The sequence below is a fragment of the Vibrio galatheae genome, from assembly GCF_000967545.1.
GTDB classification, from domain to species: domain Bacteria; phylum Pseudomonadota; class Gammaproteobacteria; order Enterobacterales; family Vibrionaceae; genus Vibrio; species Vibrio galatheae.
The window spans coordinates 71,602-89,634 of record NZ_JXXV01000024.1 but is presented as its reverse complement, the minus strand read 5'-3'; the positions used below and the strand labels follow the sequence as shown (position 1 = coordinate 89,634).

Genomic DNA, 18,033 nt, shown 5'->3' with positions numbered 1-18,033 from the left:
TGGCTGCGTTTTTTACTTGTACATAGTGAGATGTTCAAGGTTTAGGTATCGCAGTGCGCCACTCTTTCCAGCCGTCCTCTGCTTGAGGGTAAAGATAGAACGATTGGCCTTGCTCTGCGATAGGTTCTAACTGTTTCTGTTCAGGAGTGGAGAAGGTGATGCCGCCACGTATTAGGCTATCGATGGTTCCAGCTTTGATGTTTGCCCCTGATAATCCGATAGATACATCTACACCGGACGTATTCCAAAACACACTGTTGCGTCTCACCAAATAGGCATAGCTTGGGTCTATGATTATGGTTGAGACTACGCGGTCAGCAAATTCACCTAATTCGACCTTAGTGACTGCACCCACTTCAATGTCTCGGTACAGAACTGGTGTCCCGGCACTGACAGATCCCTTTGCTTCGCTTTGCAGCACAAAGGTAATTCCACCGGCTTGTTTCTTATCTTGATGAAGTTTGAATTGCTTTTGAGTTTTACCTTTCCCAGGTTGCACGCTAATCGATTGAGCCAGTAGATTCTGGATGTTTTTAACACCTCGCAATCCTACTTCCGCTTTTGGTAGCCAGAAGTACGACCCTTCAACCGCGATGGTATTGGTATATTCAGGAAGAACACGGGCCTTAATCTCAACACTTTTTCGATTGAAGTTAGGTACCACTAGGGTAACTTCGCCAACTTGGACACCGTTATAGATGATGCTTGCACCTTTAGATAAGCTGTTTTCACCGTTAAGGGTGAGGGTGATAACTTGACCAAATTTCCTTGCTGTTTTGAAATCATCGTAAAGTAACCATTTATCATTTTGCTTGTTGTCGACTCCGGGTAGTGAGTCAAATGCAATTCCACCTTGTATCAACGACTTTAACGGTGCTGCTTTGACGTTGACTCCGGCTAAGCTGGCATCAATTTCTACCCCTGAACGATTCCAAAAAACGGTTTGTTCAGTGACCAAGTGTTTATACTGGTTTTCTATGCTTGCTGAGATAATCACCCCACCATCGACAAGATAGAAATCTGCTACGCTACCGACTTGTAGATTGCGATAAAGAAGCGGGCTGCCTTTACTGATTGGAGGGAGTTCACTGGCGTACAAGGTGAGTTTGGTCGAGCCGGACATATTGTACTTCGCTAACTCAGCAAGAGATTGACTTGGATAGAGTTGGTACTCTTCTTTTACTCGCTCAGCACCTTCACTGACAAAACTGATTGACCCGGTTAGCAGTTGTTTTGCTGGTGGTACAGTGATATTTAAGCCAGACTCTGTCAATTCTGCGCTCGCACTGCCTGTAACAAAAAATCGGTTTTGAGACTTGATAAGTTTGGCGTAATCACTGTCGATTAAAGTGTCGAACTTGACCTTATCGCCAGCCAAACGAACCTGAGTGACCGAACCCACCGCGATACCGCGATATAGAATACTTGCACCTTGTTCTAAACCAAATGAGTTGCCCGCGACTAACTGCAACGCAACTGAACGGGCTTGTTCACGTTTATATTCATCTTTGCGCTGCGCGACGAACTTGCGTGAGCGCTCTCCTTCTTTGGGTAGGATAGTGAGGTAATTTCCTTTAACTATATTGGCTAGATTTTCTACACCAGATAGAGAAACTTTTGCTTCCTCAAGGAGAAACTTGCTGTTGGTGGTCAACATATCACTAAATGCTGGCTGAATCGCCGCTGACGCGATGATGCTTTCTCTCCCCTGACTTAATTCTAAATCGGTAACCTGACCAACTTCTATGCCTCGATACATAATAGGTGCGCCACTGGCACTGATGTTATTGTCATCAGGAAGTTCTATTTTTATAGCGATACCGCGCCCGGCAGTTTTGATATCTGGGTACAGTCTGAATTCGGCATTATCAGTGACGGGGCCGCCACCGTCAGGGGAATCTACTGCAATAGATCCTCCAATCAAGGCGCTCAAGCTTTCAAGACGCACATCAACACCTTCAAACCCGATATTAGCGCCAATGCCACTCACGTTCCAAAAACGACTGTCATCGGTAATGATATGGCGATATTCATCCTGAATTGACGCTTGAATCATGACATTTTTGGATTCTGAATCAAGCTGATAGCTGTACACTTCACCAATGGGAATTTTGCGGTAGACAATTTGAGAACCGACCGAAATTCCTCCTAAATCGCGTGATTTCAACGTGATGTTTAAACCTTGATTGGCCAACAAGTCAGAAGGCGCACGCTCAAGTGCAGTAAATTGAGTTTCTGGTTCAGAAGGATTCGTTCCTGGAGAAATAGCGATGTAGTTACCTGAAACCAGAGCATCCAACCCCGAAATTCCGGACAAACTCGCTGTCGGCTTTACCATCCAAAATCGCGTTTCTTTACTCAGTAATCGAGTGGCATCTGGATAGATGTCGGCATCAACATAGATGCTGTGTAAATCTTCAGTCAAGTTGATGTCTTTCACCATACCAACTTCAAGACCCTGATAGCGAATGGTCGTGCGGCCAGCAATGAGCCCTTGAGCGTCTGAGAAATGGATTTGTACGCGCTGACCAGCATCTTGCACAGCTTTAAACACTAGCCAGCCAGCCAAGACCATAGTCAATATGGGCAGCAACCACAAAGGTGATAAGCCCTTGTTGTGTTTGATATTTGGTGAGTAAGAGTTTTGTGTCGGAGAAGAATTACTCATTTATTGACTCTTTGTTTGGGTTCTCATCTGGGTAATTATCCCAGATTAGTCTAGGGTCCATGCTTTCAGCTGCGAGCATTGTCAATACAACAACAATACCAAAAGCGACGGCGCCATAGCCGGGGGTGAAATCAAGGATTTGGCCGCGATCAACTAATGTCATCATGATTGAAATAACAAACAAATCCATCATAGACCATCGTCCGACCCACCTGATGACAAAATAGATCATCATTCTGTGTTTGTGGTAAATCTTGCGTTTAAACTGAATGGCAAGCAGCAGATAGGAGAGGCCTAGAATTTTAGCAACAGGAACGATGATACTCGCAACGAAGATGATAATTGCGATTCCAACCATATCACTATTTATTAATTCGGCGACGCCTGAGATTATCGTATCTTCCTTTCGCTCCCCATTGGTAAATAAAATCGAAATTGAAATCAAATTCGCGGGAAATATTGCGATACTTGCAGCGATTAGATAAGCCCATGTTTTCTGGATAGCGTAAGGTTTACGGTGGTGAATTGGGCTATGACAACGTAAGCATTCATGACCTTCTGGCTGCGATAGGTGGCAGTGGTGACAGTGTAGCTTTTTTTCCGTCAATGCATACTGGTTTTCTGGGTCGTAGACTTCCCAATATCTACGTACACTGACGCGGGTAACGAGCAGCACCGTTGAAAGCTGGAGCATGATTAACCCAACTAACCCTGGGCCGACGTAAATATCCGAATAATCTTGTAACTTGAAGCATGATACGGCGATGCTGACCAAAAATACGTCTATCATTACCCAAGCTTTGAGGTGCTGAACTAACGCAAGTGAGGTTTTGAGCAATTTAAAACGGCGATATTTTAGCGCAATATGCGCAACTACCACCGAGCTACAAACGATCAAAGGTGCGATAGAGCTGCAGAAAAAGATCAGCATCGATAGCAAGACAAAACCTTCTTCAAACAGTGTGAAAACGCCAGACGGCAGGGTGGCTGGTATCATCACACCAAATAGACGTATGCTAATAAAGTTAAAGAAATGAGAAGGGACAAACAACAACAAACAAGTAATGGCAATGGCGAGGTCGCCAGAAAGGGAAGGTCTACCTCCTCGGTATAGCTGCGTATTGCATCGCGGGCAGTAAGCGCTCTTTCCACGCTTTACGGGAACCAAATCAATGGGTAATTCGCAGCCGTTGCATAGTCGGACTGAAGAAGGCGTTGATGCATGCGCACGAAGGGAGGAAGGGGGGCTCACAGCACCCCTCCGGCGCTATAGTTTAGGCTAGATATGCGATTGCACGTTGCCATAGAGTGTTTGATATAAGCCTTGTTGTTCAACCAACTCTCCGTGTGTACCTGCTTGGCTAACTTGGCCGTCTTCCAGTACATAAATTAGGTCTGCTTGTTTGACTGCAGATAATCGGTGCGCGACGATGAGTGTCGTACGACCTTTCAAAAACTCAGTCAGTGCTTTGTGTAATGCCGCTTCAGTCGCTGTGTCAAGCGCAGACGTTGCTTCGTCTAAAATAACAAACTTTGGATTGCTCAAAATCATCCGAGCAATGGCTAAGCGTTGTCTTTGTCCACCAGATAAACGTATCCCACTTCGACCAATTTGAGTGTCCAATCCGTCGCTTAGTTGACTAATAACGTCTTGCATCTGGGCGATTTCAAGAGCATGCCACAATTGCAGATCATCATATTTGGATCCTAGGGTGAGATTATGCCTCAAAGTGTCATTAAAAAGTATAGGCTGCTGTAATACAACGGCAATCTGGTCCCTTATTATGTCAAAACTGATATCGTCAGTGGTTTGACCATTGTAGCGAATAACTCCCGAGTCCGCGCGATACACGCCAATCAGAAGCTGAATTAAGGTTGACTTTCCACCGCCACTGGCACCCACGAGAGCAACCTTCTTACCTGCAGGAATCGTTATGTTTAGGTCAGTTAATACCCGCATTTCATTGTTGTAAGAGAAGTTAACGTCTTTGATTTCAATGTCGACCTCGCGGTCTTCCAAAAATGGATTTACTTTACTTACTGGGCGATTCTCCTCTTCCAGATCAAGTAGGGCGTTAATGCGATTAAGCGCTGCTTTGGCGCTGTACCAAGAAAACTGAATGCCCAACAATTCTTGAACGGGTGACAGCATAAACCACAGGTAGCCGAACACAGCAAAGATTTGACCGATCGTTAGGTCGCTAAACAGCACCATTAACATAGCGACAGCGCGAAACAGCTCAAAACCCAATAAAAATAGTAAGAAAGAAACACGTCCTGCAGCCTCTGATTGCCAAGCGTATTTGTCAGCATCGACACGAATCTGATTAGCGTGTTGCTTAAGCTCATTGAGAAACTCTCGCTCTCTATTAGCAGCTCTTAACTGATAAATACCGTCCAGTGTCTCAACGAGGCGATTCTGGAAGCGCTCAAACGACTGATTTTCTCTCTTTTTGAGATGCTTAACTTTACTCCCGAGTTTACGAGAGAAGTAGATAAAAACAGGATTGACGAGCAGTATAAATAGACCTAAGCGCCAATCTAACCACAACAGAACGCCAGCCGTACCGACAACGGTCAGCAAGCTGATGAGAAATTTACTTAACGTAGAACCGATAAACTGGTCGATGGTTTCGATATCGGTAATCAAATGAGCATTGATGCCACCACTACCTCGAGTTTCATATTGACGAATACTGATGCGCCCCAGTTTGTCGATCATTTTGCTGCGCATCTGGAAGGTGATGGTTTTTGACACTAAGGTGAACTGGCGACTTTGAACAATGCTTAGGGCTTGACTCGCACTGCGCATAATCACCACCAGCAACAAGGTCAGGGCGATGTAGCCAGTCGGTGTTTGCAGCGAGATAGGCAATAACGCGTTCATTGCCTCAAGTCCTTTACCCGGTTGATTTAATAATACTTCGTCAACCATCAGTGGCATGAGCAGTGGTATTGGTACACTAATCAAGGTCGCTATAATCGCGATGATATTAGCCAATATCAGCTTGGACTTGTGTATTTTTACTTGAGTTATCAACCAAGAACGGCTAATAGTGTTGGGCTTATCGATCATTATAATGAGAATGCTTACTATTTGTCTTTTGCGTCGATTGTACGCAGGTTGATGTTAGAAGTCTTTAATTTTCAAAAAGGTCACGAATTTTCAAAAGGATGTAATAATGAAAATAGAACATTACCACCGCTTAACCAAGCAAGCTGTTGCAATTATCGAGTCTGAGACCGATTTGATCGCGAATTTATCCAACATCAGCGCTTTGCTTAATATGGAGCTTGAAAACCTAAACTGGGTCGGCTTCTACTTGATGAAAGATGGTGAGTTGGTTCTTGGCCCATTCCAGGGCAAACCCGCATGTGTTCGTATTCCTGTTGGCCGCGGTGTGTGTGGCACTGCGGTTGCGACGAATACCGTACAACGCGTGTACGATGTACATGAGTTTGAAGGTCATATAGCTTGTGATGCAGCGAGTAATTCTGAGATAGTGATTCCATTCTCTATCAATGGTGAGATTGCAGGTGTACTCGATATTGATAGCCCGAATGTCGGCCGATTTAATGAAATTGACGAGCAAGGGTTAACATTTTTGATGAGCGAAGTAGAAAAGCTGCTTAATTCACACGCTATCGGGGCATAAATTGTCTATTGAGTGTGGTTTTTCATTTGCAGGTCACTATAATACCTCAAATATTTAATTCTTAATGCTCGCGGACAAGCCGCAATAACCAGGAATCCTCATGGAAAACACTGAAAAGTTAAAAAACAGCAAAGAAGTTATCGCATATATTGCTGAATGTTTCCCTAAGTGCTTTACTTTAGAAGGTGAAGCGAAGCCACTTAAAATTGGTATTTTTCAAGATCTTGCGGACCGTCTGTCTGATGATCCAAAAGTAAGCAAAACTCAACTTCGTGCAGCGTTAAGACAATACACTTCATCATGGCGTTACCTACACGGTGTTAAGCCTGGTGCAGTACGTGTAGATTTAGACGGCAACCCAGCAGGTGAGCTAGATGAAGAACACGTAGAACACGCAAAAACTGCACTAGCTGAGAGCAAGTCGAAAGTGCAAGCTCGTCGTAAAGAGCAAGCGCAGAAAGCTCGTGAAGAAGGTAAAGCTAAAGCTAAGCCTGCTGCGAAAAAGCCTCAAGGCCGTCGCCCACAACAGAACAAATTACAAAAAGCCAGCAAGCCGGTAGAAACGCGTGCTTTGACTGCTGACGAAGTAAAAGTTGGCAATCAAGTAAACGTGAATATGGGTAAAGGAAATATGGCTGCGACTATCGTTGAAATCAATAAGGAAGATGTGCGTGTCCAACTGTCTAACGGCCTACAAATGGTTGTGAAAGCGGAGCACCTACGCGCATAAAGGAGATACTCCTACGCATGAAATGCCGTTCAAAAATGTCGCTGATCGCTGCTAGCTTATTGCTAGCAGCTTCTTCAGCCTATGCTCTAGAAGCAAATATCGCCCTTAAGGACTTACCAGTCCTCTCTCCGGAAGCTCAACATGCCACCGCCAGTAAGCGGGTCGAAGAGAAGCTAACCAGCTCTCACTACAAACACATCAAACTCAATGACGATCTGTCGCGCAGAATTTTTTGGCGATATGTTGAGTCTTTGGACTACAACAAAAACGTTTTTACCCAAGCTGATATCGAAGCCATCTCTAAATGGCAAGATTCTGTCGATGATCAGTTAAAAACGGGTGACACGCAAATAGCCTTTAAGTTGTACAATTTATCAATGAAACGTCGCTATGAGCGTTTCGTTTATGCGCTTAAGCTACTTGATACCGAAATGACGTTCGATAGCGACGAAACCATCGAACTCGACCGAAGTGAAGCCGCTTGGCCAACTGATACTGCGGAACTCGACGAGCTATGGCGCAAACGAGTTAAATACGATGCTCTGAATTTAGCGTTGACGGGTAAAAAGTGGGACGAAATTAGTGAAGTCCTAGGTAAGCGTTATAACAATGCCTTAAAACGACTCAGCCAAACTCACAGTGAAGATGTGTTCCAGTTCTACATCAACGCCTTTGCGCGCGAAGTTGACCCGCACACCAGCTATCTTTCACCGCGTAATGCTGAACAATTTCAAACCGAGATGAATCTTTCACTTGAGGGTATTGGTGCGGTATTGCAAATGACGGACGATTATACCGTCATTCGCTCGCTAGTTGCTGGTGGCCCAGCTTCTAATAGCAAGCAACTAGGTGAAGGTGACCGTATTATCGGTGTCGGTCAAGACGGCGAAGATATGGTTGATGTCATTGGTTGGCGACTGGACGATGTTGTTCAACTGATTAAAGGGCCTAAAGGCACTAAGGTTAACTTGCAGATTCTACCTGAAGGTAAGGATGCGAAGGCCGAGGTTGTTACTCTTGTCCGCGACAAAATTCGTTTAGAAGATCGCGCTGTTAAATCAGAAGTGATTGAAAAAGATGGCAAGAAGATTGGTGTACTCGAAGTACCAAGTTTCTATGTTGGACTTGCGAAAGATACCGACGCTTTAATCTCTGAACTAAAAACACAGCAAGTGGATGGCATTATTGTTGATCTGCGCAACAATGGCGGTGGCGCGTTAACGGAAGCCTCTGCATTAACTGGATTGTTTATTAAGAGCGGGCCGGTTGTTCAGGTTCGTGATAGCTATGGTCGAGTCAACGTCAAAGGCGACTTTGATGATCAAATCAGCTATGCCGGACCCATGAGTGTACTCATCAATCGCAACAGTGCTTCAGCATCAGAAATTTTTGCAGCTGCACTGCAAGATTATGGCCGGGCTGTTATCTTGGGCGAGAACTCATTTGGTAAAGGCACAGTTCAACAGCACCGCACTTTGGGTAAGATCTACGATTTGTTCGATAAAGAGTTGGGCTATGTGCAGTACACGATTCAAAAGTTCTACCGTATCGATGGCGGTAGCACGCAGAACAAAGGTGTGGCTCCTGACATTCCTTTCCCAACGGCAGTCGAACCAAGTGAAACGGGCGAAAGTGTCGAAGACAACGCTCTGCCATGGGACAGCATTGATAAAGCGAAATACAACGTGTTACAGCGTAACGATGAGCTGGTAAAACAACTGTCCACAAAACATGAAGCACGTATTGCCCAAGATTTAGAGTTTGGCTTTATTGCTGAAGATATTGCCAAGTACAGAGCCGAAAAAGACGACAACACCTTATCGTTAAATAAGAAAACTCGTCAGGCTGAAACTGAGCAAGCGGATGAACGACGTTTAGCGCGAATTAATCAGCGTCAAAAGGCCGCAGGTAAAGAGCAATTCAAATCTTTGGACGATGTGCCAAAAGATTACGAGTCTCCTGATGCGTATCTTGATGAATCTGTCGCTATTATGATTGATATGATAAAATCTTGATAATAATCATTGCATTAACAAAGCGGGCCTTACTAGGTTCGCTTTTTTTTTGTTAATAATTAATGTGATTAAGATCAAAATTTTCGCCAAACAAACATTGTGTGCCTAAGCTTAAAGAAAACGAGTAAGGAGCACGTAATGAGATTGATTATTTTATTATCGCTGATTTTCAGCTTCTCTGTGCTAGGTAACGAGGTTCGTGACAATAGCGATTTAACGCAGTTTGATCACCCCTTTCTTTTGGGCGACTGGTATTTGGTTAATCCAAATCCTGATCAATCAAAAGAAAATTTCTTAGCGATAAAGTTAACGCTTGGCTCAAACTACAGTTTTAAGATTGATATCCAGAAGCGCGACTATTCTGTTGATCATTGGGAAGGGCATTATACCGCCAATGAAGACACCATCATTTTGGGATTGAACACGTCTGAGCCACAAGTTTATCAATATGCCGCCAACCACAATTTGCTTAACTTAAACGGTGTGACTTTTACTAAAGCGCTTTCCAATTCACTCGCCGGAATGTGGTCGGGAGCTCACTTTGAAGGAGAGCATGCCTTATCCACTGATGCGCATAAGTTTGACCTTATTCTTCAACCAGATTTCGTGTTTATGTTCCGGGTGAGTAACGATGACGGTGATGAAGCGGTGCATCGTGGCGTTTATTATACAGAAGGTGAACACCTAGTTCTTTTGTACGAAAGTGGCGAACATGAAACACGTTATACCTTAAACAAAGATACCTTAACGTTAGAGATGGAAGAAGGTGAGTTATACGCTGTCCTCAATCGAATTAGATAAGTGTGAGCTTTGACGCTTAAGTAGACAATTAGTTTGAGTTCTACGCCAACAATAGATAAAAAACGAGGGTTTTCTTGATAGATCCTCGTTTTTTGCATTCTAGAGATGTAAGCTAGCTAACAATTTGTGTCCGCTGTGTTTCAGCAGCATTGCCCCTTAGGGGTTACACTAGTATGCGTTACTAACGAATTACGTCAGAAGGATTTAGACATGGCTCAGACTCCTCAAGCCAAATACCGCAAAGACTATCAGTCTCCATCTCATACTATTACTGATATTGACCTCACTTTTGACCTCTACGACAACCAAACTAAAGTTACGGCGGTTTCACAGGTTAAGCAGCTTAAAGATACCACGACACTAAGCTTAGAAGGTGAAGCGCTTAAGCTAGAAAGTATTCACGTCAATGGTGAAGTATGGACGGCATATCAAGAAGTCGAAGGCCGACTAGAGATCCATCAGCTCCCAGAGCAAACGGAATTAACCATTGTCACCGTGATTGACCCAGAGGCAAATACCGCTCTAGAAGGGTTGTATAAATCAGGTGGTGCTTTCTGTACTCAGTGTGAAGCGGAAGGGTTCCGTCGCATCACTTATTATATGGATCGTCCGGATGTGCTGGCGAAATACACGACTAAAGTGATCGCCGACAAAGCCGACTACCCATTTTTGCTCAGTAATGGCAATCGTGTCGCCGAAGGTGATTTAGACGGTGGTCGACACTGGGTGCAGTGGCAAGATCCTCATCCAAAGCCTGCTTATCTGTTTGCTCTGGTTGCTGGTGACTTTGATGTGTTACGTGATACGTATGTGACTAAGTCTGGTCGCCATGTTGACTTAGAAATTTTTGTTGATAAAGGCAATCTTGATCGCGCACCGCATGCAATGACGTCATTGATTAATTCAATGAAATGGGACGAAGAGCGTTTTGGTCTCGAGTATGACCTCGATATCTACATGATTGTTGCCGTTGATTTCTTCAACATGGGGGCGATGGAAAACAAAGGTCTGAATATCTTTAACTCCAAGTATGTTCTTGCCAACGAAAAAACAGCGACGGATACAGATTACCTAGGTATCGAAGCAGTGATTGGTCATGAATACTTCCACAACTGGACAGGTAACCGTGTCACGTGTCGCGACTGGTTCCAGCTTAGCCTTAAAGAAGGTTTAACTGTGTTCCGTGACCAAGAGTTTTCATCTGATCTTGGCTCTCGCGCAGTGAACCGAATCAACAACGTTCGCATTATTCGTGGCCCGCAGTTTGCGGAAGACGCAAGCCCAATGTCACACCCGATCCGCCCAGAGCAAGTTATCGAAATGAATAACTTCTATACGCTAACGGTGTATGAAAAAGGCAGTGAAGTCATTAGTATGATGCATACGCTGTTAGGGGAAGAGGGTTTCCAAAAAGGCATGAAGCTCTACTTTGAGAGACATGATGGAACTGCTGCGACGTGTGAAGATTTTGTTTCCGCGATGGAAGATGCTTCTGGTGTGGAGCTAAAACAGTTCCGATTGTGGTACAGCCAATCCGGTACGCCGACATTAAAAGTAAGCAGTGTATATAACCAAACACAACAAACTTACTCGTTGACTATCGAGCAATCTACTGAGCCAACACAAGATCAAGCGGAGAAACAAGCGCTACATATTCCATTCGACGTTGAACTCTACAAACAATCTGGTGAAGTTATTGAGTTACAATGTAACGGAAAGCCTGTTGACAGTGTCCTAAATATTACTGAAGCCAAGCAGATATTTGTGTTTGAAAATATCACGGAGCGACCAACTCCATCCTTGCTACGTGAGTTTTCTGCACCGGTCAAACTTGAGTATGACTACAGCGATTCAGAGCTAACTTTCCTGATGGTGCATGCTCGCAACGAATTTGCACGTTGGGATGCAGGGCAGATGTTACTTGCCAAGTATATTCGTTTTAACGTTGAGCAGGTTCAAGCTGGTAAAGAGGTTGAACTCTCTGATGCAGTTATCGATGCGTTCAGAGGTGTGCTGCTTTCGCAAGAACTGGAGCCCGCATTTATTGCTGAAATGATGTCTTTACCAAGCCACAATGAAGTATCAGGTTGGTATAAACAAGTTGATGTCGACGCGGTGGCGAAAGTACTGAAAGCAATTAAAGTTACGTTGGCAATTGAGCTGGAAGATGAGTTAAGTGCGCTTTACCATAGTTTAAAACAGCAAGCGTACACCATTGAGCATGCAGCGATCGGTCAACGATCTTTACGTAATACTGCTCTGGGTTATTTGGCTTACACGGAGCAAGGCAATGCGATTGTGACAGCCCAATATGCTGACGCGAACAACATGACAGATACCATTGCTGCGATGACGGCGGCAAATAGCGCTGAACTAGCATGTCGTGAACATTTAATGGCGGATTACAGTGATAAATGGAAGCATGATGGTTTAGTGATGGACAAGTGGTTCACATTGCAAGGTATGAATCCGGCGGAGAACGTACTGGATACCATCAAACAGGCAATGAATCACGAAGCATTTAGCATTAAGAACCCTAACCGTACTCGTAGCTTAATCGGTTCATTCCTAAATATGAACCCGGTACGTTTTCATGCTAAATCGGGTGAAGGCTATAAGTTTGCCGGTGAAATATTGCGTGAACTAAACAGTAGCAACCCGCAAGTGGCTTCGCGTTTGATTGATCCTTTACTCAAGTTCCGCAAATATGATGCTGAGCGTCAAGCAATGATCAAAACTGAACTAGAAACGCTAAAAGCGATGGATAATCTAGCCAATGACCTGTTCGAAAAAGTGACCAAAGCGTTGGAATCTTAATCAAGGTTGGTAAACAGTAGCATTTTATTGTGCTACTGTTTATCCATACAGTTTTTGAGTTTGGCTTAGATAGTTTAATTTATACCTTGCTATGAACCATTATTACTTCAGTCTCAATATTTCGTATCAAACATTTTTGTCCCACTACAATGGTGCAGCGAGCAACGTGTTAGTCGTGACAGATAAAGGCTTACGCCTACAATTGCCAGCATCTAGTTTCAGGCCTTTTGTTAGTCAAATTGGGCTAAAAGGGCGTTTTAGATTAACAACTGACCAAAATAATAAGTTTATAAAGTTAGAACTTCTGTGAGCAACTGATTTTATAGAAGTTTAAATAGAACCTTAATCACATTCTCGAACATTTCACCTCTTACCACTCCCAAAAGAATTAACTTTTTATCAATAAAGCTTTTACAATAAAGCCGCATTACCCTGGTAAGCACTATGCTTACACTGTCCCCCAAATAACATACAATTCTAATTGTGGAGTGTGATTATGACCGCGCGTGAAACATTGATGCCGGTTCTGCTTGAAAAAGTGTACAAACTTATTCAAGACAAACTCGAGCTTGCTCATCAACCCCTAGTCACCCAACTAGCTCAACACCTGTTTAGCAATATTTCTCATGACGACTTAGTCGAACGTAACGAATCTGATTTGTATGGTGCTGTCGTTTCGCTATGGCACCATATTAACGAGAAAAAAGCTGACGAAATTTCTGTTCGAGTATTTAATCCAACCGTGAGTCGCCAAGGCTGGCAATCAACCCATACAATCGTTGAGATTGTTGTTCCTGATGGCCCATTCCTCGTCGACTCAACAAAAATGGCACTGAGCCGTTTGGATCTTTCATCACACTTAATGCTGCACGGACCTACGCAAATTGCCCGTTCAGAAAGCGGCGAAATTACTGCAATAAATCAAGGTGAAGGCGAGCTTCAATCAATGTTCCATATTGAGGTTGACCGCTTGAGCTCTAAAGCCGAAATGGCGTCATTAAAAGAAGAGCTGCTTAGCATTTTGAATGACACAGGACTGGTTGTTCAAGATTGGTTGCTGATGGTTGAAAAGCTAGAGCAAGTTACCGCTCAGGTCGAGTCGCAGCGAGACAAAATCGAGATCGAACGTGATCGATACGATGAATCTATCCAGTTCCTTCGTTGGTTAGGTGATCACAACTTTACGTTTATGGGATACAAGGAATACGATCTTGTTTCTGTTGATGGTGACACCGAACTTCGTCCAACACCGGACAAAGGGCTAGGTCTGTTTTCGAGCAGTGACCGTGTTCGCACCGTTAAACTATCAGATTTCCCAGACTCTGCCCGCCTTGAAGCGAAAAAGCCATTCTTACTCAATGTAACTAAAGGCAACCGCCCATCTCGTATTCATCGACCTGCATACAACGATTACATCGGTATCAAAAAGTTTGATGAAAACGGCAAAGTGATTGGCGAACACAGATTTACAGGTCTATACACGTCAGCGGTTTATAACCAAAGCGTAGAAAGCATCCCACTGATTCGCGAGAAAGTTGAACGTATTCTCGAAGCGAGCCGCTACCGCGAGGGGTCATACTCATACAAAGCGTTGCACAACATCTTAGAAAACTACCCACGTGATGAACTGCTGCAAGCAAAAGAAGAAGAGCTGCTTGAAGTAGGTATGGGTGTTGTACAGATGCAAGACCGCGATCTGTTGCGTCTATTTGTACGCAAAGACCCGTTTGGCCGATTCTTCAGCTGTATGGTTTACGTGACCAAAGACCGTTATAACACAGAGCTTCGTCGCCAAACTCAACGCATTCTTAAGCAATATTTCGGTTGTGAACAAGAAGTCGAATTTACAACGTACTTCTCCGAGAGCCCACTAGCTCGAACTCACTATATTGTCCGTGTTGATAACAACAATATGGACGTAGACGCAAAAACGATTGAGCAAAATTTAATGGAAGCATCTTCAACTTGGGATGATCGTTTATCAGAAGCGATCGTAGCTAACTTAGGTGAGAGTAAAGGTCTGCCGCTGTCGAAAGAATACTTACGCGCTTTCCCTCGTTCTTACAAAGAAGATGTCATGCCAGGCTCGGCCGTTGCAGATATTGAACGCCTAGAGAAACTCAGTGATGACAACAAACTGGGCATGCTGTTCTATCGTCCACAGGAGCTGGGCGCAGACTCTAAATCAGTTAGACTCAAATTATATCACCGCGATGAGCCAATCCATCTATCAGACGTAATGCCAATGCTTGAAAACCTTGGTTTACGTGTGATCGGAGAATCGCCATATGAAGTACGTAAATCTAATGGTCAAGTGTATTGGATCCTAGATTTCTCTATGCTGCATAAGAGTGAGGCGAACGTTGATCTTCGTGAAGCCCGCGATCGTTTCCAACAGGCTTTTGCCGCCATTTGGGCAGGCGAATTAGAGAGTGATGGCTTCAACCGTTTGGTTCTTGGTGCGTCACTGACTGGCCGCGAGATTTCAATCCTACGTGCTTATGCTCGTTACATGCGCCAAGTTGGCTTCCCATTTAGTCAGCAGTACATCGAAGACACACTTAACCATCACCCAGATCTAGCGAAAGGGTTGGTAGAACTGTTTACCAAACGTTTTGAGCCTAAATTCAAAGGCAGCCAAAAAGGTCAAACGGATCTTATTGCCAAGATTACCGAGCAACTCGATCATGTAGAAAGTTTAGATGACGATCGTATTTTACGTCGCTACATGGAGATGATCACTGCGACTCTACGCACCAACTATTACCAAGTTGACGAGAACAAGCAGCCGAAGCCGTGGTTATCACTTAAGATGAAGCCTAGTGATATTCCTGAGATCCCTCAACCTGTACCAGCATTTGAGATCTTCGTTTATGCACCGGATATTGAAGGTGTACACCTACGTGGTGGCAAAGTTGCTCGTGGTGGATTACGTTGGTCAGATCGTCAAGAAGACTTCCGTACCGAAATTCTTGGTTTGGTTAAAGCACAACAGGTTAAGAATACGGTTATCGTACCGGTTGGTGCAAAAGGTGGTTTTGTATGTAAGCGTCAACCACTGTTAAGCGGACGAGATGAAATCTTTGCTGAAGGGCAACGCTGCTACAAGCGCTTTATTCGCGCATTGTTGGACGTGTCAGACAATATTATCGAAGGCGAAGTGGCGCATCCTGCTAATGTGGTTCGTCATGATGAGGACGATCCATATTTGGTTGTTGCTGCTGACAAAGGGACGGCAACCTTCTCGGATCTTGCCAACTCAGTTTCCGAAGAATATAACTTCTGGCTAGGTGATGCGTTTGCTTCTGGCGGTTCGAATGGTTATGACCACAAAGCGATGGGCATTACCGCGAAAGGTGGCTGGGAGTCGGTCAAACGTCATTTCCGCGAAATGGGCATTAACTGCCAAACAACGGATTTCACTGCTATTGGTGTTGGTGATATGGCGGGCGACGTATTTGGCAACGGCATGCTGCTTTCTAAGCATATCCGTCTGCAAGCTGCGTTTAACCATATGCACATCTTTATCGATCCTAATCCAGATTCAGCGTCCAGTTGGGAAGAGCGTAATCGCTTGTTTAATCTGCCACGTTCGAGCTGGGAAGATTATGATGCGAAGTTGATATCTAAGGGTGGTGGTATCTTCTCTCGTCGTGCCAAGTCGATCACTTTAAGCCCAGAAATCCAAAAGATGCTGCGAACGAAGAAGTCATCGATTGCGCCAAATGATCTAATTAAGATGATCCTGTCAATGGAAGTGGATCTTCTATGGAACGGTGGTATTGGTACGTATGTTAAAGCGCCAACTGAAACACACACCGATGTTGGTGACCGCGCGAACGACGTATTGCGTATTGATGGACGTGATCTGAAGGCCAAAGTGGTCGGTGAAGGCGGTAACTTGGGTATGACTCAGTTAGGTCGTATCGAATATGCGCTCACTGGTGGCCGCGTCAATACTGACTTTGTCGATAACGTAGGTGGTGTTGATTGTTCAGATAACGAAGTCAACATTAAGATCTTCCTTAATGGATTGGTTGCCAATGGTGATCTTACTATCAAGCAGCGCAACAAGATCCTTGAATCAATGGAAGACGAAGTGGGTGAAATTGTTTTAGACGATGCCTACTGTCAGTCTGAGTCAATCTCTGTCACCGAACAACAAGGTGTTTCGTTGGTCAAAGAGCAGATCCGCTTTATTCACACAATGGAGAAAGCAGGTTACTTAGACCGAGCACTTGAATACATTCCTGATGATGAAACCTTGCTAGAGCGTGAAAAGCAAGGCTTAGCATTAACGCGTCCAGAACTTTCAGTACTGGTTGCTTACGCTAAGATGGTGCTGAAAGAAGAGCTTGTTCATGAAGACATCGCCAAAGATGAATTTCATGCTCAGCAGTTGGTGAGTTACTTCCCAACTGAGTTACGCCGTAACTATTCTGCACAAATGGACAATCATCCACTACGTGCAGAAATCATTGCGACGGCTTTGGCTAACCAAATGGTTAACGAAATGGGCTGTAACTTTGTGACTCGCCTTCAAGAAGAAACGGGCGCTAGCGTGGTTGATATTGCCAACGCTTATGCTGCATCGCGCGAAATCTTTGGTTTGGGTAAAGTATTGGAAGAGGTACGTGCACTCGATAACCAAGCATCGACTCATGCTCAGTACGATATGATCTTCTACGTACGTAGAACGCTCCGTCGTCTGTCGCGCTGGTTACTGCGTAATCGCACTGGTCTTCAATCGGTTAAAGAGTTAATTGCGCTTTACCAAGCTGATGTTGACACTATCAAGCAGAACCTGGATGACATGTTGGTTCCTGCTGAAGTGGAAGAGCACAACCAGATGGCCAAAGCGTGGATCGAGCAGGGCATTGATTCAGATGTCGCTAACTATGTTGCTCGTTTGTCTAGCCTTTACTCTGTACTGGATATATCCACAGTGTCTCGTGAAAAAGGCAAAACAGTGCAACAAACGGCTAAGCTCTACTACAATTTAGGCGATCGTTTATCACTTCATTGGTTCTTGAAACAGATTAATGGGCAAGGGGTTGACAATAACTGGCAAGCATTAGCACGTGCTGCGTTCCGTGAAGATCTCGATTGGCAGCAGCGTCAGCTTACTGGTCAAGTGTTAAGCTGTAGTTGTGCACCTGAAGATCTCGATGTGATGAAAGCGCTGGATGAATGGATCGTAAGCAACGAAACATCACTGCATCGTTGGGAGAATATCCTCAACGAATTTAAAGTAGGATCTGTTCATGAATTCGCTAAATTCTCGGTAGCATTACGTGAACTTATGTTGCTCAACCTCAATTGCAGTGCGAATGAGTAAACGTTTGC

The 18,033-nt window shown here is 44.3% G+C and carries 10 protein-coding genes; 7 read left to right on the top strand and 3 right to left on the bottom strand.

The genetic code is table 11. From position 1 onward, the window contains the following. Nucleotides 1–34 precede the first annotated feature (34 nt). Genes TW81_RS13635 through TW81_RS13625 form a run of 3 tightly spaced genes read right to left on the bottom strand, consistent with a single transcriptional unit; the run spans nt 35 to nt 5,744 of the window. Nucleotides 35–2,668, bottom strand: coding sequence for a PqiB family protein (locus TW81_RS13635; protein WP_045956282.1), 2,634 nt, complete (start codon nt 2,666–2,668; stop codon nt 35–37). After that, complete coding sequence (locus TW81_RS13630; protein WP_045956281.1) at nt 2,661–3,920, bottom strand: paraquat-inducible protein A; 1,260 nt, start codon at nt 3,918–3,920, stop codon at nt 2,661–2,663. The genes TW81_RS13635 and TW81_RS13630 overlap by 8 nt, the downstream gene beginning before the upstream one ends. A gap of 27 nt (nt 3,921–3,947) precedes the next feature. Then, nucleotides 3,948–5,744, bottom strand: coding sequence for an ABC transporter ATP-binding protein (locus tag TW81_RS13625; protein WP_045956280.1), 1,797 nt, complete (start codon nt 5,742–5,744; stop codon nt 3,948–3,950). Nucleotides 5,745–5,850: 106 nt separating this feature from the next. Between TW81_RS13625 and TW81_RS13620 the strand changes: the two genes are divergently transcribed. From TW81_RS13620 to TW81_RS13595, 7 genes are all read left to right on the top strand, one after another. Further along, a complete protein-coding gene (locus TW81_RS13620; RefSeq protein ID WP_045956279.1) occupies nt 5,851–6,324 on the top strand; it encodes a GAF domain-containing protein in 474 nt (157 codons plus the stop codon). Nucleotides 6,325–6,424: 100 nt separating this feature from the next. After that, nucleotides 6,425–7,054: an RNA chaperone ProQ gene (gene proQ, locus TW81_RS13615; protein ID WP_045956278.1), complete on the top strand. Its 630-nt coding sequence runs from the start codon at nt 6,425–6,427 to the stop codon at nt 7,052–7,054. Between the two features lie 17 nt (nt 7,055–7,071). Further along, entirely contained in the window at nt 7,072–9,069 is a 1,998-nt protein-coding gene (gene prc, locus TW81_RS13610; RefSeq protein WP_045956277.1) for a carboxy terminal-processing peptidase, read from the top strand. A 138-nt stretch (nt 9,070–9,207) separates the two neighbouring features. Beyond that, nucleotides 9,208–9,870, top strand: coding sequence for a hypothetical protein (locus TW81_RS13605; protein WP_045956276.1), 663 nt, complete (start codon nt 9,208–9,210; stop codon nt 9,868–9,870). A gap of 210 nt (nt 9,871–10,080) precedes the next feature. Then, on the top strand, nt 10,081–12,687 hold the full coding sequence (gene pepN, locus TW81_RS13600; protein ID WP_045956275.1) for an aminopeptidase N: 2,607 nt from the start codon (nt 10,081–10,083) through the stop codon (nt 12,685–12,687). A 91-nt stretch (nt 12,688–12,778) separates the two neighbouring features. Beyond that, the gene (locus TW81_RS19090) at nt 12,779–12,997 is read left to right on the top strand and encodes a DUF2835 domain-containing protein (protein ID WP_084715908.1); all 219 of its coding nucleotides are present in this window, start codon (nt 12,779–12,781) and stop codon (nt 12,995–12,997) included. 186 nt (nt 12,998–13,183) lie between these two features. Further along, nucleotides 13,184–18,025, top strand: a complete 4,842-nt coding sequence (locus TW81_RS13595; protein ID WP_045956274.1) for an NAD-glutamate dehydrogenase — start codon at nt 13,184–13,186, stop codon at nt 18,023–18,025. Nucleotides 18,026–18,033 lie beyond the last annotated feature (8 nt).

Bases quoted from the DNA above. Each gene is read 5' to 3' on its own strand.
- TW81_RS13635 (WP_045956282.1), bottom strand. From the start codon at position 2,668: ATGAGTAATTCTTCTCCGACACAAAACTCTTACTCACCAAATATCAAA.
- TW81_RS13625 (WP_045956280.1), bottom strand. From the start codon at position 5,744: ATGATCGATAAGCCCAACACTATTAGCCGTTCTTGGTTGATAACTCAA.
- TW81_RS13620 (WP_045956279.1), top strand. From the start codon at position 5,851: ATGAAAATAGAACATTACCACCGCTTAACCAAGCAAGCTGTTGCAATT.
- proQ (WP_045956278.1), top strand. From the start codon at position 6,425: ATGGAAAACACTGAAAAGTTAAAAAACAGCAAAGAAGTTATCGCATAT.
- prc (WP_045956277.1), top strand. From the start codon at position 7,072: ATGAAATGCCGTTCAAAAATGTCGCTGATCGCTGCTAGCTTATTGCTA.
- TW81_RS13605 (WP_045956276.1), top strand. From the start codon at position 9,208: ATGAGATTGATTATTTTATTATCGCTGATTTTCAGCTTCTCTGTGCTA.
- pepN (WP_045956275.1), top strand. From the start codon at position 10,081: ATGGCTCAGACTCCTCAAGCCAAATACCGCAAAGACTATCAGTCTCCA.
- TW81_RS19090 (WP_084715908.1), top strand. From the start codon at position 12,779: ATGAACCATTATTACTTCAGTCTCAATATTTCGTATCAAACATTTTTG.
- TW81_RS13595 (WP_045956274.1), top strand. From the start codon at position 13,184: ATGACCGCGCGTGAAACATTGATGCCGGTTCTGCTTGAAAAAGTGTAC.